Annotated in this window: 19 protein-coding genes; 12 read left to right on the top strand and 7 right to left on the bottom strand. The window is 63.5% G+C overall.

The annotated features are described in order from the left end of the window. Window positions 1-31 precede the first annotated feature (31 nt). Genes AB4O05_RS21480 through AB4O05_RS21455 form a run of 6 tightly spaced genes read right to left on the bottom strand, consistent with a single transcriptional unit; the run spans window position 32 to window position 6,071 of the window. Window positions 32-370 (bottom strand): Na+/H+ antiporter subunit G, encoded by a 339-nt coding sequence (locus AB4O05_RS21480; protein ID WP_460135411.1) that lies wholly within the window; start codon window positions 368-370, stop codon window positions 32-34. Then, window positions 367-645 carry a K+/H+ antiporter subunit F gene (locus tag AB4O05_RS21475; RefSeq protein ID WP_038846025.1) on the bottom strand — a complete coding sequence of 93 codons (279 nt, stop codon included), beginning with the start codon at window positions 643-645 and terminating at the stop codon, window positions 367-369. Before AB4O05_RS21475 ends, AB4O05_RS21480 begins: the two co-directional genes overlap by 4 nt. After that, window positions 642-1,130, bottom strand: coding sequence for a Na+/H+ antiporter subunit E (locus tag AB4O05_RS21470; RefSeq protein ID WP_460135413.1), 489 nt, complete (start codon window positions 1,128-1,130; stop codon window positions 642-644). Before AB4O05_RS21470 ends, AB4O05_RS21475 begins: the two co-directional genes overlap by 4 nt. After that, entirely contained in the window at window positions 1,127-2,809 is a 1,683-nt protein-coding gene (locus AB4O05_RS21465; protein WP_460135414.1) for a monovalent cation/H+ antiporter subunit D, read from the bottom strand. Before AB4O05_RS21465 ends, AB4O05_RS21470 begins: the two co-directional genes overlap by 4 nt. Then, window positions 2,806-3,150, bottom strand: coding sequence for a Na+/H+ antiporter subunit C (locus AB4O05_RS21460; protein ID WP_003192163.1), 345 nt, complete (start codon window positions 3,148-3,150; stop codon window positions 2,806-2,808). The genes AB4O05_RS21465 and AB4O05_RS21460 overlap by 4 nt, the downstream gene beginning before the upstream one ends. Then, window positions 3,150-6,071 (bottom strand): monovalent cation/H+ antiporter subunit A, encoded by a 2,922-nt coding sequence (locus tag AB4O05_RS21455; protein ID WP_460135415.1) that lies wholly within the window; start codon window positions 6,069-6,071, stop codon window positions 3,150-3,152. Before AB4O05_RS21455 ends, AB4O05_RS21460 begins: the two co-directional genes overlap by 1 nt. Window positions 6,072-6,307: 236 nt before the next feature. Between AB4O05_RS21455 and AB4O05_RS21450 the strand changes: the two genes are divergently transcribed. Then, window positions 6,308-7,885, top strand: a complete 1,578-nt coding sequence (locus tag AB4O05_RS21450) for an ABC-F family ATP-binding cassette domain-containing protein (RefSeq protein ID WP_460135417.1) — start codon at window positions 6,308-6,310, stop codon at window positions 7,883-7,885. Between the two features lie 7 nt (window positions 7,886-7,892). Here AB4O05_RS21450 and AB4O05_RS21445 read toward each other — a convergent pair whose 3' ends face one another. Then, window positions 7,893-8,822: a DMT family transporter gene (locus AB4O05_RS21445; protein WP_460135418.1), complete on the bottom strand. Its 930-nt coding sequence runs from the start codon at window positions 8,820-8,822 to the stop codon at window positions 7,893-7,895. Window positions 8,823-8,915: 93 nt separating this feature from the next. On the opposite strand from AB4O05_RS21445, the gene AB4O05_RS21440 reads away from it, so the two are divergent. From AB4O05_RS21440 to AB4O05_RS21390, 11 genes are all read left to right on the top strand, one after another. Then, window positions 8,916-9,479 carry a helix-turn-helix domain-containing protein gene (locus AB4O05_RS21440; RefSeq protein WP_460135419.1) on the top strand — a complete coding sequence of 188 codons (564 nt, stop codon included), beginning with the start codon at window positions 8,916-8,918 and terminating at the stop codon, window positions 9,477-9,479. Between the two features lie 154 nt (window positions 9,480-9,633). Then, window positions 9,634-10,830 carry an SfnB family sulfur acquisition oxidoreductase gene (locus tag AB4O05_RS21435; protein WP_460135420.1) on the top strand — a complete coding sequence of 399 codons (1,197 nt, stop codon included), beginning with the start codon at window positions 9,634-9,636 and terminating at the stop codon, window positions 10,828-10,830. Between the two features lie 12 nt (window positions 10,831-10,842). Further along, window positions 10,843-11,169 (top strand): acyl-CoA dehydrogenase, encoded by a 327-nt coding sequence (locus AB4O05_RS21430; RefSeq protein WP_460135421.1) that lies wholly within the window; start codon window positions 10,843-10,845, stop codon window positions 11,167-11,169. After that, window positions 11,169-12,584 (top strand): LLM class flavin-dependent oxidoreductase, encoded by a 1,416-nt coding sequence (locus AB4O05_RS21425; protein ID WP_460135422.1) that lies wholly within the window; start codon window positions 11,169-11,171, stop codon window positions 12,582-12,584. Before AB4O05_RS21430 ends, AB4O05_RS21425 begins: the two co-directional genes overlap by 1 nt. A gap of 95 nt (window positions 12,585-12,679) precedes the next feature. After that, the gene (locus AB4O05_RS21420; protein WP_460135423.1) at window positions 12,680-13,528 is read left to right on the top strand and encodes an AMP-binding protein; all 849 of its coding nucleotides are present in this window, start codon (window positions 12,680-12,682) and stop codon (window positions 13,526-13,528) included. Continuing rightward, a complete protein-coding gene (locus AB4O05_RS21415) occupies window positions 13,525-14,298 on the top strand; it encodes an ABC transporter ATP-binding protein (protein WP_460135425.1) in 774 nt (257 codons plus the stop codon). The genes AB4O05_RS21420 and AB4O05_RS21415 overlap by 4 nt, the downstream gene beginning before the upstream one ends. Further along, window positions 14,295-15,176, top strand: coding sequence for a branched-chain amino acid ABC transporter permease (locus tag AB4O05_RS21410; protein WP_460135427.1), 882 nt, complete (start codon window positions 14,295-14,297; stop codon window positions 15,174-15,176). Before AB4O05_RS21415 ends, AB4O05_RS21410 begins: the two co-directional genes overlap by 4 nt. A gap of 4 nt (window positions 15,177-15,180) precedes the next feature. Then, entirely contained in the window at window positions 15,181-16,230 is a 1,050-nt protein-coding gene (locus AB4O05_RS21405) for a branched-chain amino acid ABC transporter permease (protein WP_460135429.1), read from the top strand. 20 nt (window positions 16,231-16,250) lie between these two features. Next, a complete protein-coding gene (locus AB4O05_RS21400) occupies window positions 16,251-17,591 on the top strand; it encodes an ABC transporter substrate-binding protein (RefSeq protein ID WP_460135431.1) in 1,341 nt (446 codons plus the stop codon). 3 nt (window positions 17,592-17,594) lie between these two features. Further along, entirely contained in the window at window positions 17,595-18,362 is a 768-nt protein-coding gene (locus AB4O05_RS21395) for an ABC transporter ATP-binding protein (protein ID WP_460135433.1), read from the top strand. A 12-nt stretch (window positions 18,363-18,374) separates the two neighbouring features. Beyond that, window positions 18,375-19,772: an FAD/NAD(P)-binding protein gene (locus AB4O05_RS21390; RefSeq protein ID WP_460135434.1), complete on the top strand. Its 1,398-nt coding sequence runs from the start codon at window positions 18,375-18,377 to the stop codon at window positions 19,770-19,772. Window positions 19,773-19,909 lie beyond the last annotated feature (137 nt).

Here is a 19,909-nt window from a genome sequence, read left to right as displayed (position 1 = left end):
GGCATCAATCTTACTGCGTTCGCCTGATGAATCAGCGGCGGCTGCTGACTTCGGCCGGTACGTCATCGCCGGCCATACGCTTGCGGAACAGCGCCGTTCGCGCCAGCAGCAGCGTTGTGACCGGCACGGTGATCGCCAACAAAATCGGAATCAACCAGCCGTGCAGCACCGGCCCGGACTTGAGCACCGAAAAATAGATGATCGAGGCCAGCGCCACGCACCACGCGCCCAACGTCGAGGCCAGTGCCGGTGGGTGCATGCGCTGGAAGAAGTCTTTCATACGCAGCAAGCCAATCGCGCCAATCAACGCAAACACGCTGCTCAGCACCAGCAGCACCGCGACGACGATTTCTATCCATAACGGCATCATTCAATCACCTCCCCACGCAGCAGGAATTTGGCCAGGGCAAACGAGCCGACGAAGCCGAACAGCGCGATCAGCAGCGCTGCTTCGAAGTAGGTATCACTGGCATACCGAATGCCGAGCACCAGCATCATCAGCATGGCCAGGATGTACAGGTAGTCCAGCGCCAGCACCCGGTCTTGCGCGGACGGGCCTTTGAACAGGCGCACCAGGGTCAGCACCATCGCCAGGGAGAACAGGAACAGGCTGAGCAGGATCGCATTGGAGAGCAGGGCGCTCATTCGAAGATCTCCATCAGGGGCCGTTCGTAGGTGGTTTTGAAGTGTTCGATAAATGCCGCTTCATCGTCCAGGTCGAACACGTGCAGCAGCAGGACGCTGCGGTCCAGCGCCAGTTCCGACCAGATGGTGCCGGGGATCACCGTGGTGATCATCGACAGCGCGGCGAGGCCGTTGGGGCTGCACAGGTCCATGGGGATCTTGACGAAGCGAGCACGCGGCGGGCGCGAGCCGCACATCAGCACGCCCCAGGCCACTTGCAGGTTGGAGACGATCACGTCGCGGCCCACCAGCAGGACCAGGCGCAGGATCACGCCGGGACGGCGCAGGCTAATGGGTTGCGGGCGCAGCGGCGCCATCAGCAGTGGGGCGAGAACGCCCAGCAAGGCGCCGAGCAGCAGGTTGCCGGGGCTCACGGACAGGTTCAGTACCAGCCACAGCATCCACAATGCCAGCGACAGCCACGGGGCAGGGAGCAGGCGCTTCATGGTTGCACCTCCAGTGCGGCGGTCTTGGCTTCAGGGCTTGGCACCGGGCGCGTGGCCATCACCGCCATTACATAGTGTTCCGGGTTGTTCAGGCTCTGGGCGGTGGCCTGGGTGTAGCGCATCAGCGGCTCGGCCTTGAAGGTCAGCAGGATACTCAGGCCCAGCAGGAAGAAGATGGGTATGCACTCATAGCGACGCAGCAGCGGCGATGGGCGCTCTTCCGGGGTCCAGAAGCGCTGGATGCCCAAGCGTGCGAAGGCGATCAGCGAGGCCAGGCCGGATAGGATCAGCAATGCCATCAGGCCCCATGCGGCAGGGCGGATCGGGCCTTCCAGGCCGCTGCCCAGGCCCAGGGGATTAACCAGCGCACTCAACAAACTCAGCTTGCCGATAAACCCGGACAGCGGCGGCATGCCGATGATCAGCAGGGCGCAGGCGACGAAGCTCAGGCCGAGGAAAGCCATGGTCCAGGGAATCACCTGGCCGACCACGGCTTTCTGCTCGTCGTCGAGGTTGACGCCAGGGCGCGGATGCAATGACTCCATGGCCTTGGGCAGTGCATCGATCTCTTCATCCAACGGCAGGTCGTTGGCCGAGCGCGAACGTTCGATTAACTCGGCCAGCAGGAACAGCGCACTCAGCGCCAATGTCGAGCTGACCAGGTAGAACAACGCCCCCGCCGTCAGGCTCGGCTGGGCAAAGCCCACCGCCGACAGCAGGATGCCGGCCGAGACCAGGATGCTCAGGCTCGCCATGCGCTCCAGGCGTTGCGCCGCGAGCATTGCCAGCGCCGCGCAGATGATGGTTGCCATGCCGCCGTACACCAGCCAGTCGCCACCAAACAACGCCGATGCGCCGGCCTGCCCGGAGAACAGCAGCGTCCACAAACGGAGCACGGTGTACACGCCGACCTTGGTCATGATGGCAAACATCGCCGCCACCGGCGCACTCGCCGAGGAGTAGGCCGGCGCCAGCCAGAAGTTCAATGGCCACATGCCGGCCTTGGCCAGGAACGCCGTAGCGAGGATCGCCGCGCCGGCATGCAACAGGCCGCGATCGGCCTCTGGCACCAGCGGGATTTTCAGTGCCAGGTCGGCGAAATTCAGCGTGCCGGTGACGCCGTAGATCATCGCCGCGCCAATCAGGAACAACGAGGACGCCAGCAGGTTGATCGAAATGTAATGCAGCCCCGACGACACCCGCGCCCGCCCGGAACCGTGCAGCATCAAACCATAGGAGGCCGCCAGCAGCACCTCGAAGAACACGAACAGGTTGAACAGGTCGGCCGTGAGAAAGGCGCCGTACAGGCCCATCATCTGGATCTGGAACAGCGCGTGGAAACTGGTGCCGGCACGGTCCCAGCGGGCCATGGCGAACAGCAAGGCGCTGACGCCGATGATCCCGGTGAGCACCAGCATCAGCGCCGACAGTTGGTCCACCACCAGCACGATGCCGAACGGCACCTGCCAGTTACCCGGCAGGTACACGCCGATGGAGCCGGGGCCGCCTTTTTGCGTCCAGTACAGCAGCAATACCGCGATGCCCAGGCCGATCACGCTGGAGAACAGGTTGATCTTGGCCTTGAGTGGGCGGCGCTTCTCGCCGAGCATCAGCATCAGCGCGGCGGTCAGCAACGGCAGCAGAATCGGCGCGACGATCAGTTGATTGACCCAGTTCATTCCTTGGGCTCCCGGCCGTCCACATGGTCGGTGCCGGTCAGGCCCCGTGACGCCAGCAGCACCACCAGAAACAACGCGGTCATCGCGAAGCTGATCACGATGGCCGTGAGCACCAGGGCCTGGGGCAGGGGGTCGGTGTAGTTGAGCAGGTCTTGCGGCACGCCGTCCTTGATGATCGGCTCCTTACCGATAAACAGGCTGCCCATACTGAAAATGAACAGGTTGACGCCATACGACAACAGGCACAGGCCCATCACCACCTGGAATGTCCGTGGGCGCAGGATCAACCACACGCCGGAGGCCGCCAGGACCCCAATGGCAATTGCGATGACTTCTTCCATCAGGCGGCTCCTTCTGTTGCGGCAACGGCTTTGGGCTGGTTGCTCGGTTTGTGCGCGCGCACCGACTGGTGGCCGAGGGCGGTGAGCATCAGCAGCGTCGAGCCGACCACCATGGCGTACACGCCAACGTCGAAGAACAGCGCACTGGCGACATGCAGATCGCCCAGCAGCGGCAGGCTGAAATGCCAGGTGTGGGTGGTGAGGAACGGGTAGCCGACAAACAGCGCGCCGAGCCCGGTGAGGGTCGCCGACAGCAGGCCGAAGCCCATCCAGCGCATCGGCCGCAGGCTCATCTGCGCCTCGACCCACTGGGTACCGGCCACCATGTATTGCAGGATAAACGCCACCGACATCACCAGCCCGGCGACAAACCCGCCGCCCGGCTGGTTATGGCCGCGCATGAACAGGTAGAACGACACCACCAGCGCAATCGGCAACAGCAGGCGCACCAGCACCGCCGGCACCATCATGAAGCCCAGGGCGGTGTCGCTGGCCTGGCGTGGGTTGACCAGGTCGGTGGCCACGTCTGGCGCCAGCTGGCGCTGTTGGGCGGGCAGTTGCATGCTTTCCTTGGAGGGGCGGAAGCGGCGCAGCAGGGCGTATACCGTGAGCGCGACGGCGCCGAGCACGGTGATTTCGCCGAGGGTATCGAAGCCACGGAAGTCCACCAGCATCACGTTCACCACATTGCTGCCGCCGCCTTCGGGCAGGGCGCGGCTCAAGTAGAACGAAGAGATGTCGTTGGGCGTCTGGCGCGTGAGCATCGCGTAGGACAGCAGCGCCATGCCGCCACCTACCACCGTGGACAACAGGAAGTCACGCACGCGTCGAATGCGCGCCTTGCGCAGCGAACCGGGCAGTGGCGAGACCTCTTCGATCCGCCGTGGCAGCCAGCGCAGGCCGAGCAGGATCAGCACGGTGGTGACCACTTCGACCACCAATTGCGTCAGCGCCAGGTCCGGCGCCGAGAACCACACGAAGGTGACACAGGTCATCAGCCCGCACACGCTGACCATGGTCAGGGCCGCCAGCCGGTGGTACTTGGCTTGCCAGGCGGCGCCCAGGGCACAGGCAATCGCCAGCAGCCACAGGGTGACGAACACGATGGAACCGGGGATCTTCGGCCGGTCGCCCCAGGTCAGGCCACTGTTGATCATCGGGATCATGGCGCCGATCACCGCGACGATCACCAGCAGGAACAGCTGGGTCTGCAGGCGCTTGGTGCTGATGCGTTTCTCGATCTTGCGCACCCCGCGCATCATCACCACCAGGCTGCGCTCGAACATGCGCTTGCCGTTGAAGTAACTGATCACTGGCGGGTACTTGAAGCGGCCACGTTTGAGCTGTTTGCGCAGCAGCAGGTACAGCACCACGCCACCGCTCATGGCCACCAGGCTCATGATCATCGGCGCGTTCCAGCCGTGCCAGATCGCGAGGCTGTACTGCGGCAGCACGCCGCCCACCACCGGCAACGCGGCGGCGGCGAGGATCGAGCCCACCACCTGGGCCGGGAAGATCCCCACCAGCAGGCAGGTAAACACCAGCAGTTCCACCGGCGCGCGCATCCAGCGCGGCGGTTCGTGGGGCGTGTGGGGCAGGTCGGTGGCGGGCGGGCCGAAGAACACATCCACGGTAAAGCGCAGGGCATAGGCCACGCTGAAGGTGCCGGCGATGGTCGCGATCACCGGCAGGGCGAATTCCACCCACTGTGTCGCCGAGATAAACACCGTTTCGGCGAAGAACATTTCTTTGGACAGGAAGCCATTGAGCAACGGCACGCCGGCCATGGAGGCACTGGCCACCATCGCCAGGGTCGCAGTGAACGGAATCAGCTTTACCAGGCCGCTGAGCTTGCGGATATCACGCGTGCCGCTTTCGTGATCGATGATCCCCGCCGCCATGAACAGCGAGGCCTTGAAGGTGGCGTGGTTGAGGATATGAAACACTGCCGCGACGGCGGCCAGCGGGCTGTTGAGGCCCAGCAGCAAGGTGATCAGCCCGAGGTGGCTGATGGTGGAGTAGGCCAGCAGGCCCTTGAGGTCATTCTGGAACATGGCGCAGTAGGCGCCGAGGAGGAGGGTAAGAGCGCCGGCACCGCCGACGATCCAGAACCATTCTTCGCTGCCCGACAGCGATGGCCACAGGCGGGCCAGCAGGAACACGCCGGCCTTCACCATCGTCGCCGAATGCAGATAGGCCGAAACCGGCGTCGGTGCCGCCATGGCGTGGGGCAGCCAGAAGTGGAACGGGAACTGCGCGCTTTTGCTCAGCGCGCCGATCAGCACCAGCGCCAGCATCACCGGGTACAGCGAGTGCGCACGAATCTGCTCGCCCGCCGCCAGCACCTGGTCCAGGTCATAGCTGCCGACGATATGCCCCAGCAACATCACCCCGGCCAGCAGGCACAAGCCGCCCGCGCCGGTGACCATCAACGCCATATAGGCACCGCGCCGCGCGTCGGCGCGGTGGTGCCAATAGCCGATCAACAGGAACGAGAACAGGCTGGTCAGTTCCCAGAAGAATACGATCTGCACCAGATTGCCGGAGATCACCAGCCCGAGCATGGCGCCCATGAACGCCAGGAAAAACGCAAAGAAACGCGGCACCGGATCATCCGGCGACATGTAGTAACGCGCATACAGCGACACCAGCGCGCCGATGCCCAGCACCAGCATCGAAAACAACCAGGCAAAGCCATCCATGCGCAACACGAAATTCAGGCCGAGGCTGGGCAACCACATGAATTCTTCGCGGATCACGCCACCGTAGGCGATTTGAGGGTAGAGCAGGGCGACTTGAACGGTGCCGACCAGGGCCACAAGGCCGGCCAGCAGGGATTCGGTGTTACGTGCATTATGCGGCAGCAAGGCCGCCAGACAGCTGCCGATGAACGGCAGAAGCAGTAGAACTATCAGGGACATAGGCTTCTAATCTGCGGGAGTTTGGGATGCATCATACGTGCCGCTTTCGTGATCACCAAACGGCAAGATGTGGCAGGATCCTACAAGGTAGGTCGAAAATTCCCATTTGGTAGCGCTGCCAACAATTTTACCCTGATCGTCGCGCTGTCTTTGTGACGAGCAGACCCCAGCTCGTCGTCGCCCGTCCGGCGCAGGCCTCCTCGAATCCTGTCCGGACCGTTTCATAAGGAAGTGTCATGACCCAACGACTGCTGCATCTCGATCATGTTTCATACAGCCTGCCGGATGGGCGCGTGCTGTTCGAACAGCTCAATCATGCGTTCAGCGCCCGGTCGACCGGTATCGTGGGCGCCAATGGCTGCGGCAAATCGATCTTGGGCCGCCTGCTGGCCGGTACATTGCAACCCACCCAGGGTCATGTGCGTCGCGAAGGCCGGGTGCGCGCGGTGGCGCAATTGCTGGAGCCGCAGCAGTTTCCCACGGTCGCCGCGCTGGCGGGTGTTGACCATGTGCTCGCGGCGCTGGAGCGCATCACGCAGGGCAGCCTCGACGGCAACGACCACGCCCTGGCGGTGGATCAATGGGACTGTGCTCCAAGGCTTGCGGCAGCTCTGGAGCAGATCGGCCTGGGGCATTTGAATGCAGATTCACCCACCGCCGCCTTGAGCGGCGGCGAACGGCAGCGGGTCGCGCTGCTGGGCGCCTGGTTGTCCCGTGCCGACTGGCTGATCCTCGATGAGCCGAGCAATCACCTGGATATCGATCAGCAGCAAGCGCTCGCCGAGCAGATTGAACGATGGAACGGCGGGCTGGTGCTGATCAGTCATGACCGTGGTCTGCTTGAGCACATGGATGAAATCGTCGAGTTGTCGCCCTTGGGGCTGGCCGTCTACGGCGGTAATTACACTCACTATGCCGCCACCCGTGAGCACGAGCAGCAGACGTTTCAGGCGACGTTGCAGGGACATCGCGCCCAGGCCAGGCGCGAGCAACGTGAAGCGGTGGCGCAGATGGAACGTCAGCAGCGCCGTAATGCGCGCGGCGACCGTCAGGCGCGGGAAGGCAACCAGACCCGACTGATCACCAATGCCCAGAAAGAGCGCAGCGAAAACAGCCAGGGGCGCCTGCGCCTCAATCAGCAACAGGCTCGTGAGCAGCAACAGCAGCGCATTGCGGATGCGCGTGCGCGTTGCGCGCCGGAGCTGGTGCGCATGATGCTCTCGCCGGAGAGCACCGTACCCCAGGGCAAGTTGATCCTGCAGTTGACGGACGTCCGGTTGCCCTTTGGCAGCCCGTTGCCCATCAACCTCACAGTGTCCGGCCCCCTGCGCCTGGCCATCCTGGGTGCCAATGGCAGCGGTAAGTCAACCTTGCTACGGGTTATCAGTGGCCAGTTGTCGGCGGCGGCCGGTGAAGTGGTGCGCAGTGCTAACATCGGCTGGCTGGATCAACACGCGGGCCTGGAGCACCCTGAGCGCACGGCGGTGCAATGGCTGCATGAAAGCAACCCCTTGTTGCCTGAAAGCGAGGCGCGCACGCGGCTTGCGCAGATGGGCATCGATGCCGACCGGGCCATGCTGGAGACGGGACAACTGAGTGGTGGCGAACGCCTGAAAATTGCCTTGGCCGCGCAGTTGTACGCTCAGAGCCCACCGCAATTGCTGGTCCTTGACGAGCCGGACAATCACCTGGACCTGCCCAGCCGCATCGCCCTGGAACAAATGCTCAATCAATATCAGGGCGCGTTGATTGTGGTGTCCCATGACACGGCATTCCTGGAGGCTATTCATCTGGACAGCGAGCTGCGCCTCTGAGCGCCGTTCAGGCCTGATGCTCCTGCTCCAGCGTGGCCTGACGTTCGGTACGCCGTTGCTGGCGGGTTTTGAGTTCGCTCACAATCACCGCCACCACAATCAGCACCGCCCCCAGCATTGCTATCGGCGGGAAGCGCTCGCCGGCAATCCGCCCGATTACCCCGGCCCATACCGGCTCGCCGGCGTAAATCAACGTCGCCCGTGTCGGCGAAACGCTCTGCTGCGCCCAGTTCATCGCCACCTGGATCACCGCACTGGTCAAGCCCAGGCCCACGGCGCTGAACAGCAGCAACCACGAGAATCCCGGCAACGCCTCGCCCATCGGCACTACCATCAGAAACGATAACAGCGACGCCGTGGCCAGTTGCACCACGGTGACGCGGCGCACATCCACCTGCCCGGCATAGGCGCTGATCAGGATGATTTCGGCCGCTACCGCCATTGCGCAGATCAGCGTGGCGATTTCACCGGGGCTGAAATTGAAAGAAGCGCCGGCCGGCCCGGTTAACAGCATCAACCCGGTAAACGCCAGCATGATGCCAATACTCGGCAGCAGCGCCGGGCGCCGCCCCAGCACCAGCCACTGCAACAGCGGCACGAACGGCACATACAAAGCCGTGATAAACGCCGACTGGCTGCTAGGAATGCTCTGCAGGCCGATGGTCTGCAAGCCGTAGCCAAACATGATCGCCACGCCAATAAACACCCCGGCCCTCAACTCGAACAGGGTCAGGTCGCGCAGCGTACGCAATGAGAAGAAGCCCACTACAACCGCGGCTGCTGCAAAGCGCAGGCCGACGAAAAACATCGGCCCGCTGACAGTCATGGCATGCTGCACCAGCAAAAACGTACCGCCCCAGATCATGGTGATGAACACCAGGATGCATTCGGCTTTGCTGAAGCGGTTGAAACGCGAAGGGGAGGTTGGGGCTGTCATGGCGGCTCTGGTCTTGCATGGGAAAGGCACGGACCGCACAATGCGCCGCACGCTGGGCAGTATACTGCGCACACCCACCCATTGAGCAATATAGTGCACAAAGAAAATCCACACCGGGCCTCGGTCCTGCAGCACGTCAGCCAGAACGTCCGTCGCCTGCGCCACGCCGCCGACCTCAGCCAGGCCGCGCTTTCGGAAAAGTCCGGGGTGAGCCGGCGCATGCTGGTGGCCATCGAGGCCGGCGAGAAGAACGTCAGCCTGTCCACCCTCGACCGCGTGGCCGAAGCGCTGGATGTGGCCTTCAGCGATCTGATCCAGGCGCCGGATGCGCCCGATCACAGCCGTATCAACGAGCTGGCCTGGGCCGGGGATATCCCCGGCAGTAAAGCCGTGTTGCTGGCCCGCGCCAACGCCCGGCGCGAAGTCGAATTGTGGGAAATGCGCCTGGAACCGGGAGATCGCTACAGCCCAGAGCCGGACCCGGAAGGCTGGAGCGTGCAGTTGTTTGTGTTCGAAGGTTGCCTGACCCTGCTGGTGGGCGATGAACAGAAGCAGGTGGCTGCCGGTGAGTTCTTCATGTTCGCCAGCCGCCACGCCCACAGCTATCGCAACGACGGTGAGGTGGCCGTGCGCTTTGTGCGCAACGTGGTGATCTGACTGTTGGCCAGGCAACAGTGGATGCACACTTTGCTGGTTTGAGCCATGCGCTGTGGCGCTGATTTTCCAGCAAGCTGCTGATTTTATTGAAGATTGAATTCAGGCACGACTCCTGCAATCCCTCCGGTATTCCCTCGGAGCCTGGAGTCGGCCCATGTCAGCCCACCCTCAACACCCTGCCCATATCATCCGCTCGGACGCGGAGGCCATCGAAGTCGCCACGCGCCTGGCCGAACGCTTTGCCGTCGAAGCCAGCGCGCGCGACCGTGAGCGGCGCCTGCCGGTGGCCGAACTCGACGAATTTTCCGCCAGCGGCCTGTGGGGGATTACCGTGCCCAAGGCGTACGGCGGTGCCGGGGTGTCCTATGTGACCGTGGCCGAGGTGATCAAGTTGATCTCCGCTGCCGACCCGTCTTTGGGACAAATCCCGCAGAATCACTTGGGTGTGGTGGACCTCCTGCTGCAAACCGCCACCGAAGATCAAAAGCGCTATTACTTCGCCAAGGTGCTGGCGGGTTATCGCTTCGGCAATGCGTTCTCCGAGGCCAAGAGCAAAAACGCCGGAACCTTCGACACGCAGATCCGTTTCAACGGTGACACCGCGCACATCGACGGTGAAAAGTTCTACTGCACCGGCGCGCTGTTCGCCCATATCGTGCCCACCGTGGGCAATAACGAACAGGGCCAGGCGTTCATCGGCTTCGTCGAGCGCGACGCGCCCGGCCTGAGCGTGATCGACAACTGGGATGGCTTTGGCCAGCGCACCACCGCCAGCGGCGGTGTGACCCTGGACGGCGTGACCGTACCGTTGAGCGCGGTGATTCCTGCCCACCTGGCATTTGATCAACCCACGGCGGACGGGCCGATTTCGCAGATCATCCAGGCCGCCGTCGACACCGGCATCGCCGTTGGAGCGCTGGAGCACGCCAAGGTCCATGCCCGCCAGGCACGGCCATGGATCGACAGCCAGCAGGATCATGGCTGGCAAGACCCATTCACCATCGCCGCCATCGGTGACCTCCAATGGCGCGTGCACGGCACCGAGGCCATCCTCGCCAAGGCCGGCATCGCGGTCGATCAGGCCCTGGCCGAGCCGAATGAAGACACCGTGGCCAACGCTTCGCTGGTCGTGGCCCAGGCCAAAGTACTGTCGGCCGAAACCGCCTTGCTCGCCAGCAGCAAGCTCTTCGAACTGGCCGGTACCCGCTCGGTCAGCGCCAGGCACAACCTCGACCGTTTCTGGCGCAACGCGCGCACCCACACCCTGCACGACCCGGCCCGCTGGAAATACCACCTGATCGGCAACTTCGTGCTCAACGGCGTGAAACCTGCGCGCCACGCCTGGAACTGAGGAGCCTGACCCATGACCGCACTGACGCTCGCCCGCCAACTGCTGGACAGCACCCGCCACCATGTCGAACACAGTGACGACCCCTACGTGATCAGCCGTTTCGGCGACTTGCAGATCCGCGTGGATGTCGCCGCCGCCTTGCTTGAGCGCGCAGACACCCACCCCAGCCCTGTGGCTGCCACCGAAGCGCAGATCGCCGCCGCCGAGGCCCTCATCGCCGCCAGTAACGCTGAATTCGAACTGACCGGCCAACGCACCGCGCTGCCGCCGACCCTGGATGACCCGTTGCGCTGGAAATACCCGGTTGTCGGCAACTACCACCTCAACGGAGTGCTTTGATGGCCCGTGAAATTCGTTTGAATGCCTTCGACATGAACTGCGTCGGCCACCAATCCCCCGGCCTGTGGGCGCATCCGCGTGACCGTTCATGGCAGTACAAGGACCTGGACTACTGGACCGACCTGGCGAAAATCCTCGAGCGCGGCAAGTTCGACGGCCTGTTTATCGCTGACGTGCTCGGCATCTACGACGTGTACCACGGCAACGGCGACGCGGCGATTCGTCAGGCCACCCAGGTGCCGGTCAATGACCCGCTGTCGTTGATCGCGCCAATGGCGCTGGTCACTGAACACCTGGGCTTTGGCCTCACCGCGTCGCTGTCGTTCGAGCACCCGTATCCGTTCGCCCGCCGTCTATCGACCCTGGATCACCTGACCAAGGGCCGTATCGGCTGGAACATCGTCACCTCCTACCTGGAAAGCGGCGCCAAGAACCTCGGCCAGAAGGCCCAGACCGAACACGATGCGCGCTACGACTATGCCGAGGAATACCTGCAGGTTTGCTACAAACTCTGGGAAGGCAGTTGGGAAGAGGGCGCGGTGCTGCGCGATCGCGAGCGGCGGGTTTTCAGCGACCCGAGCAAAATCCATGAGATCCGCCATGTCGGCAAACACTTCCAGGTGCCCGGCATTCACCTGTGCGAACCGTCGCCCCAGCGCACGCCGGTGCTGTACCAGGCTGGCGCTTCCAGCCGTGGCAAACAGTTCGCCGCCGAGCAGGCCGAGTGCGTGTTCGTTGCGGCGCCATCCAAGGTGCTGCTGAAAAACACCGTGGCCGATATTCGCCGCCGTGCCGCTGAAGCGGGGCGCGATCCGAAGAAAATCCTGATCTTCAACTTGCAGACCGTGATCGTCGACGAGACCGACGCCAAGGCCAAAGCCAAGTTCGACGAATACAAGTCCTACGTCAGCTACGAAGGTGCGATGGCGCTGATTTCTGGCTGGACCGGCATCGACTTCAGCCAGTTCAAGCCGGATGAGCCGCTCAAGCATGTGCACACCAATGCGATTCAATCGGCGGTGGAAGCCTTCTCCACGGCCGACCCGAACAAGATCTGGACGCCGAATGAGCTGGCCGATTGGGTCGGCATCGGCGGCTTCGGCCCCCTGTTCGTCGGCGGCCCGGACACCGTCGCCGACCTGCTGCAGGAATGGGTGGAAGACACCGATGTGGACGGCTTCAACCTGGCCTATGCGCTGACTCACGAGACCTTTACCGACGCCGTGGAATGGCTGGTGCCGGAGTTGCAAAAGCGCGGTGTGTACAAGACCGAATACGCCCAGGGCACCTTGCGCGAGAAGCTGTTGGGTGATGGTGCGCGGTTGGGGGCGAGCCATCCCGGCGCCAGCTACCGCGACCTGTCAGGTTCACACAAAACCCATGTGGGAGCGGGCTTGCTCGCGAATGCGGACTGACATTCACCATCAATGCTGGCTGATCCAACGCTTTCGCGAGCAAGCCCGCTCTCACACTTGACCTGTGTCGTTTTTAACATTCAGGAGCACCCCCTATGAGCGTGCACGAACCAAAGGCTCTGCTGGAACACCTGCACCATTGGGCACAACTCACGCCATTGCACATCGCCCTGCGGCACAAGCGCCAGGGCCAGTGGTACATCTGGCGCTGGGTTGATGCGTTGCGCGATGTCGAACGCCTGGCCGATGGTTTGCGCCAGCAAGGTTTCAGCGAACAGTCACGGTTGGTGCTCAGCGGCGCTTTTGAGCCGAACCTGTTGTTGCTGGCGTTGGCGGCCGAGGCCGTCGGCGCACAGGTGCTGACGTTGCCCGACGACCTGGAGCCGCAGGCCTTGCAGCAACAGCTGTGGCGTATTCGTCCCAGCCACGCCTACGTTCAAGGTCGCCAGCCCGATTGGGCGTTCACCCAGCGCTTGGATTTTGCTCAATTACTCGGTCCGGTAGACCCGGCCCTGTACCTGCACCGCTGGTGGCAACCGTCGGGCGAAACCGCGCTGTGGAGCGAGGAGGGCACTCACTGGCAAGACGGCCTGACGGTATTGCTGGCGCAATGGCTGAACAGCGGCCACGGCCTGGCCTTCCCGGAAACCTTGGCCTCAGCGCGGCGTGATCGCACTGAAGTGGCCCCCACCGGCCTGCTGCTGTCGCCCGCACGGTTGCAGCACCTGGCCGAGGACATCGAAAGCCGCCTGGCGCCGCAAGGCACCTGGCGTCGCCGCCTGTGTGACTGGGCCATCGTCCACCCGCAAAGCGGCCTGCGTCGGCTGCTGAAACACCGCGTGCGCAGACTCTTGGGTTTCCAGCGCCTGGCCTTTATCTGGCAGCCCCTCAAAACCACCGCCGAGCCGACGTGGCTGGCCGAATTCAAACGGGACATCGCATGAGCCAGGCCATTCTTCAGGTGCGCGATATTTCGCTGTCGTTCAAAGGTGTCAAGGCGATCAATGCGCTGTCGTTCGAGGTGCAGCGCGGTGAGATCTGCGCGCTGATCGGCCCTAACGGTGCCGGCAAAAGCTCGCTGCTCAATGTGCTCAACGGTGTGTATCGCTTCGATGCCGGCGAGATCGTCTTCGATCAACAGCACTTGCAGCGCATCGACCCACTGGGCGCGGCGCATCGCGGCATTGGGCGTACCTTCCAGAACAACGCGCTGTTCAAGAAGATGAGCGTGCTCGACAACCTTCTCACCGGCCTGTCGCGGCATATGCGCAGCACCGTTATCGAACAGGCCCTGGGGTTGCCCCGCGCACGTCGCGAAGCCGCGGCGTTTCGCCTGCGCGCCCAGGGCATCCTCGAGTTTCTGGAACTGCAGGCCCACCGCGATGTGCCGGTGGGCAACCTGTCCTATGGCCTGCAAAAGCGCGTGGAACTGGGCCGGGCACTGATAGCCGGGCCCAGCCTGTTATTGCTCGATGAGCCCATGGCCGGCATGAACGCCGAAGAAAAACAGGACATGGCGCGCTTTGTCGCCGATGTGAACCACGACCTCGGCACCACCGTAGTGTTGATCGAACACGATATGGGCGTGGTGATGGAGCTGTCCGACCATGTGGTGGTGCTCGATTACGGGCGCAAGGTCGGCGATGGTTCGCCGGCTGAGGTACAGGCCAACCCCGATGTGATTGCGGCTTACCTGGGAGTGGCACACGCATGACATTCTTCTTTGAAACCCTGCTCGGCGGCCTGCTCGCCGGCACCCTGTACTCGCTGGTCGCCATCGGTTTCGTGCTGATCTATAAGGCCAGCGGCGTGTTCAATTTCGCCCAGGGTTCGATGCTGCTGTTTGCCGCGCTGACCTTCGTCAGCCTGCATGAACAGGGTGTGCCATTTGCCTTGGCGCTGGTGTTGACCGTGATCGTGATGATCGTCGGTGCGTTGCTGATTGAACGCCTGGTGTTGCGACCCTTGGTGAACCGTTCGCCAATCACCTTGTTCATGGCCACTCTCGGCCTGTCGTTCATCATCGAGGGCCTGGCCCAGGGCCTGATGGGCTCGCAGGTGCGCGCGCTGGACCTGGGCATCGACGACGTGCCGTTGTTTGTCGGGCCGCTGATGCTCAGCCAGTTCGACTTGATCGCCGCCGTGGCGGCCGTGGTGCTGGTGACGGTGCTGGCGCTGCTGTTCAACAAGACCCGCATCGGCGTGTCGCTGCGCGCCGTGGCGGATGACACCACGGCGGCACTGTCCATCGGCATCCACCTCAACCGTATCTGGCAGATCGTCTGGGCGGTGGCCGGCATTGTCGGGCTGGTGGCCGGGCTGCTGTGGGGCGCGCGCCAGGGCGTGCAGTTCTCGCTGTCGCTGGTGGTGCTCAAAGCCTTGCCGGTGTTGATCATCGGCGGCTTTACCTCGATTGGCGGGGCGATAGTCGGCGGGCTGATCGTCGGCGCTGCGGAGAACCTCGCCGAGGTGTATATCGGCCCGCTGATCGGCGGCGGCATCACGCCGTGGTTCGCCTATGTCTTGGCGTTGGCCTTCCTGTATATCCGGCCCGCCGGCCTGTTCGGCGAGCGCGCCATCGAGCGAGTGTGAACCCATGTCGATCCCTGTTGCTCAAGACACTGCACCGTTCGTGTTGATTCAGCGGCGCGCTCCCTGGGGCCTGCTCGGCCTGCTGGCACTGGCTTTTGTCGTCGTGCCGCTGTGGGGCAATGACTATTGGCTCAATGCGATCCTGATTCCTTTCCTGGTGTTGTCCCTGGCCGGGCTGGGCCTGAATTTACTGACCGGCTACACCGGGCAAACCTCGGTGGGCGCGGCAGGCTTCATGGCGGTGGGGGCGTTCGCCACCTACGGTTTCCTGCTGCGCTTGCCCGAGTTGGGCTTACCGGTGGCGCTGCTGGGCGGCGGGATGATCAGTGCGCTGGTGGGGCTGCTGTTCGGCCTGCCCAGTTCGCGGATCAAGGGCTTCTACCTGATGGTCACCACCCTGGCCGCGCAGTTCTTCCTGGAGTGGCTGTTCGTCAAATTCCCCTGGTTCTACAACTACGGTTCGTCCGGCACCATTTCGGCGCCCAGGCTTGCGCTGTTCGGTCATGACCTCAATACGCCGTTGGGCCGTTACTGGCTGACCCTGGTCACGGTGCTGCTGTTGACCTGGACCGCCGTGAACCTGGTGCGCAGCCAGGTGGGGCGCAACTGGATGGCGATCCGCGACATGGACACCGCCGCCGCCGTGGTGGGCATCCCGGTGGCGCGCTACAAGCGCCTGGCGTTTGCGGTCAGCTCGTTCTATCTCGGCATCGCCGGCGCGTTGTGGGCCTTCGCTTACCTGGGTACGGCCAGCGCCAGCAGTTTCGATATCAATCGTTCGTTCCAGATCCTGTTCATCATCATTATCGGCGGCATGGGCAGTATTGCCGGCAACTTTGTCGGCGCGGCCTTCATCAGCTTGCTGCCGATCTTGCTCAGCCACGCCGGGCAAGCGCTGTTTGGCGGTTCGGTGGATGCGGGGCAGTTGCAGAACCTGCAGAAAATCATCTTTGGCGTATTGATCATCGTGTTCCTGATCAAGGAACCCGAGGGCTTGATTCGCCTGTTGCACAACCTGCGTGATCGGCTGCGGCACTGGCCGCTGCGTTTCTAACCTGACTAAAGAGACTGTCTATGCGTGCATCCTTCAAACGTTCCCTGGTTGGCGCCGCTTTTGCCTTGGCTGCATCGGCCGCTGCCGTGCCCCAGGCCCTGGCGTCGCCCGACCAGCAATTCTTTCCCCTGGCCACCTACCGCGTGGGCGCCTACGCCTCCAGCGGCGTGCAGGTGTGGGCCGGGATGATCGACTACCTGCGCTATATCAATGAGGTCGAAGGCGGCATCAACGGCGTGAAGCTGGTGTGGCAGGAGTGCGAGACCGAATGGACGGCCGAGAAGGGCATCGAGTGCTACGAGCGCTTCAAGCATGGCCTGGATGGCGCGCCGGTCGCGGTGTACCAACCCAACGGTGCGCCGGCGGCGTATGCCCTGAGCGAGCGTGCGGAAGTGGACAAGATCCCGCTGATCACCCTCGGTTATGGCCGCACCGAAGCCACCGACGGCACGGTGTTCCCCTACAACTTCCCGGTGATGCTGACCTTCTACAGCGAGGCCTCGAGCCTGGTGAACTACATCGCCCAGCGCGAAGGCGGGTTCGACAAGCTTAAGGGTAAGAAGATCGCCACGGTCTACCACGACTCTGCCTACGGCCGCGAAACCCTGGGCCCGCTGAAATTGCTCGCCGACAAGTACGGCTTTGAGAATATCCAGATTCCGGTGGCCGATCCGGGCAATGAGCAATCGGCGCAATGGCGCCAGGTACGCCAGGCCAACCCGGACTGGGTGTTCCTGCGCACCTGGGGTGTGTCCACGCCGGTGGCGGTCAAGACCGCCGCGCGCTTCGGCTTCCCGGTGGACCACATCATCGGCGATATCTGGGCCAGTTCCAGCGAAGACGTGTTGCCCGCGGGCGCTGCCGCCAAGGGTTACCTGGCACTCACCCCATACCCGGCCGGGGCCGATTTCGAGATCCACCGACGCCTTAAGCAGTACGTCCTCGATAAGGGCCACAGCGACCTCAAGGACCTGAAAAACTTCGGCAGCGTCTACTACAACTCTGGCCTGGTGAATGCCGCCGTGGCCGTAGAGGCGATTCGCACCGCCCAGGCCAGGTTCGGCAAGCGTCCGCTCAATGGCGAAGAAGGCCGCTGGGGCCTGGAACACCTGAATATCGACGACGCGCGCCTTAACGACATGGGCTACCTGGGCCTGATGCAGAACCTCAAACTGTCGTGCCGCGATCATGAAGGCGGCGGCTCGGTGCGGGTGCAGCAGTGGGACGGTGCCCAATGGACGCTGGTCAGCGACTGGATCGCCGCCGACCGTGCGCTGTTGCGCCCGTTGATCGATGAAAAGTCCGCCGCGTTCGCCAAGGAAAAAGGCCTGACGCCACGCACCTGCACCGGGGATGAATAAACCATGAGCCAGCCTGCCACCGAGTCCACCCGCTCGGCGCTGTTGACGGTCGACGATATTGAAGTGATTTACGACGGTGCGATCCTGGCGGTGGCCGGGGTATCGCTGAGCGTGCCCAAGGGCGCCATCGTCGCCTTGCTCGGGGCCAATGGCGCCGGCAAGAGCACCACCCTCAAGGCGATCTCCGGGCTGGTGCGTGCCGAGCGGGCCGAGGTCAGCCGTGGCGTGATCGCATACGGCGGCCGCAACCTGGCCGGTATCGACCCCAACCAGCGTGTGCGCGAGGGCATGGTGCACGTGCTCGAAGGGCGCCATGTGTTCGGCCAACTCAGTGTGGAAGACAACCTGCGCAGCGGCGGCTTTGTCCGGCGCTTGAGCCGCAAGGCGATGGCACACGACCTGGAGCGTCTCTACACCTGGTTCCCGAGGCTCAAGACCAAACGCCATACCCGCGCCGGGCTCACCTCCGGCGGCGAGCAACAGATGGTCGCCATCGGCCGGGCGTTGATGACCCGTCCTACTTTGGTACTGCTCGACGAGCCGTCCATGGGTTTGGCGCCTATGATCGTGCAGGAGATCTTCGAGATCATCGCGCAGCTCAATCGCGAGCAGCAGGTGAGTTTCCTGATCGCCGAGCAGAATATCAACGTCGCGCTCACCTATGCGTCCCAGGGCTACGTGCTGGATACTGGGCGCGTGGCCTTGAGTGGCAGCGCTGCCGAGCTGCGGGCGCGGGGTGACTTGCAGGATATTTATCTGGGCAAACAGTAAGGGCGAACGTGCATGAGTGAATCCATCCGCAACGCTGATGTACTGATCGTCGGCGGCGGCCTGAGCGGCACGATGCTGGCCGTGCAGCTGCTGCGTCTAACGGGTGTCCGGCGCCGCATCCTGGTGATCGAGCCGCGCGCCGAACTCGGCCGGGGTGAGGCCTACAGCGCGGTTGAACTGGGGCATACCCTCAACGGCAACGCCGCGCGCATGAGCGTCGACCCGGACAATGCCGACGACTTGACCCAATGGCTCACCGCCTATATAGGCGCCGGCGGTTGGCCGGAGTCGGACCAGCAGCACGTGCCCATCAGCGAGCTGTTTCCGCCACGCGGGCTGTTTGGGTTGTATGCGCAGCAGCGGCTGGCCGAGGCCAGGGCGCTGTCGGCGGCCACGGTGGAGCATGTAAGGGCCGAAGTGGTCGACTTGCAGGTGGATGCGGATTCAACTCTGCTGACCCTCGATAACGGCGAGCAATTGCGCGGTGCCTTTGCGGTGTTGGCTACCGGCATGTTTCCGGCGGCGCGCACGCCGCAGACCGAATCCAGCGGCTTGAATGCCGCAGCGCTCGACCCTTGGGACGTGCAGGCCATGACCCGGCTTGAGCCGCACTCGACGGTGCTGATCATTGGCTCCGGGCTGACCATGGTCGATGCCGTGGTGTCCCTGGAACAGGCCGGTCACCGTGGGCCCATCGAGGTTTTTTCACGCCATGGTCTGCTGCCCCATGTGCGCCGCCAACCGCCGAGCTGGGTGGATTTTCTCGGCGAAGACCCGAGCCTGCGCAGCCCTCGGCAGTTGCTGCGTGAAGTGCGTCGCCAATGCCGGATGGCGCTGGAACAGGGCATTGATTGGCAGGCGCCGTTGGACACGGTACGCGCGCATATCGGCCGCTTGTGGAGCCAGGCCAGCGAGCGTGAAAAGCGCCAGTTCGTGCGGCATGTACGGCCATGGTGGGAAAGCCATCACCACCGTTCGCCGCCGTTGAGCGCGCAATTGGTGGCGCGCCTGCATGAGCAGGGGCGGTTGCGGATTCGCGCGGCGTCGTTCAAAGGGCTGCTGCCTGCGGATGATGGCGTGAGGATTCGCCTGCGTTATCGAGGGGAGCCCACCGTCAGCGAAATCTCCGGTGCAGCGTTGATCAACTCCAGCGGTATCGAATACGACTGGCGCCGCGTGGCCCGGCCATTGCCCCAGCAATTGCTCAAGCGTGGTCTGATCCAGCCTGGGCCGCTGGCGTTGGGGATCGCGGCGGATGTGTGCGGTGCGGTGCTGGATGCCCAGGGGCACGTCAGCCAACGACTGTTTGCCATGGGCCCGCCGTTGCGGGGCATGTGGTGGGAGAGCACGGCGGTGACGGATGTGGCACTTCAGGCCAAGGCGCTGGCTGCCAGGCTCAGCGAAATCTAAGGTGGGGCTGTGCGCCCATGTACCCCTGTAGGAGCGAGCTTGCTCGCGAAGACCGTCAACGATAACGCGAAAAACCTGACCCCCCGCGGCGTGCTCAGGTTTTTCGCGAGCAAGAACCAGGCGTCCCCCTCGCTCCT

The sequence above is a fragment of the Pseudomonas sp. S1_G07 genome (assembly GCF_054668565.1).
The sequence above is the reverse complement of the archived record's forward strand: the minus strand, read 5'-3'. Positions and strand labels throughout refer to the sequence as shown.

Excerpts from the sequence above, each read along its gene's own strand:
- AB4O05_RS21480 (WP_460135411.1), bottom strand. The coding sequence starts at position 370 with ATGATGCCGTTATGGATAGAAATCGTCGTCGCGGTGCTGCTGGTGCTG.
- AB4O05_RS21475 (WP_038846025.1), bottom strand. The coding sequence starts at position 645 with ATGAGCGCCCTGCTCTCCAATGCGATCCTGCTCAGCCTGTTCCTGTTC.
- AB4O05_RS21470 (WP_460135413.1), bottom strand. The coding sequence starts at position 1,130 with ATGAAGCGCCTGCTCCCTGCCCCGTGGCTGTCGCTGGCATTGTGGATG.
- AB4O05_RS21465 (WP_460135414.1), bottom strand. The coding sequence starts at position 2,809 with ATGAACTGGGTCAATCAACTGATCGTCGCGCCGATTCTGCTGCCGTTG.
- AB4O05_RS21460 (WP_003192163.1), bottom strand. The coding sequence starts at position 3,150 with ATGGAAGAAGTCATCGCAATTGCCATTGGGGTCCTGGCGGCCTCCGGC.
- AB4O05_RS21455 (WP_460135415.1), bottom strand. The coding sequence starts at position 6,071 with ATGTCCCTGATAGTTCTACTGCTTCTGCCGTTCATCGGCAGCTGTCTG.
- AB4O05_RS21450 (WP_460135417.1), top strand. The coding sequence starts at position 6,308 with ATGACCCAACGACTGCTGCATCTCGATCATGTTTCATACAGCCTGCCG.
- AB4O05_RS21445 (WP_460135418.1), bottom strand. The coding sequence starts at position 8,822 with ATGACAGCCCCAACCTCCCCTTCGCGTTTCAACCGCTTCAGCAAAGCC.
- AB4O05_RS21435 (WP_460135420.1), top strand. The coding sequence starts at position 9,634 with ATGTCAGCCCACCCTCAACACCCTGCCCATATCATCCGCTCGGACGCG.
- AB4O05_RS21430 (WP_460135421.1), top strand. The coding sequence starts at position 10,843 with ATGACCGCACTGACGCTCGCCCGCCAACTGCTGGACAGCACCCGCCAC.
- AB4O05_RS21425 (WP_460135422.1), top strand. The coding sequence starts at position 11,169 with ATGGCCCGTGAAATTCGTTTGAATGCCTTCGACATGAACTGCGTCGGC.
- AB4O05_RS21420 (WP_460135423.1), top strand. The coding sequence starts at position 12,680 with ATGAGCGTGCACGAACCAAAGGCTCTGCTGGAACACCTGCACCATTGG.
- AB4O05_RS21415 (WP_460135425.1), top strand. The coding sequence starts at position 13,525 with ATGAGCCAGGCCATTCTTCAGGTGCGCGATATTTCGCTGTCGTTCAAA.
- AB4O05_RS21410 (WP_460135427.1), top strand. The coding sequence starts at position 14,295 with ATGACATTCTTCTTTGAAACCCTGCTCGGCGGCCTGCTCGCCGGCACC.
- AB4O05_RS21405 (WP_460135429.1), top strand. The coding sequence starts at position 15,181 with ATGTCGATCCCTGTTGCTCAAGACACTGCACCGTTCGTGTTGATTCAG.
- AB4O05_RS21400 (WP_460135431.1), top strand. The coding sequence starts at position 16,251 with ATGCGTGCATCCTTCAAACGTTCCCTGGTTGGCGCCGCTTTTGCCTTG.
- AB4O05_RS21395 (WP_460135433.1), top strand. The coding sequence starts at position 17,595 with ATGAGCCAGCCTGCCACCGAGTCCACCCGCTCGGCGCTGTTGACGGTC.
- AB4O05_RS21390 (WP_460135434.1), top strand. The coding sequence starts at position 18,375 with ATGAGTGAATCCATCCGCAACGCTGATGTACTGATCGTCGGCGGCGGC.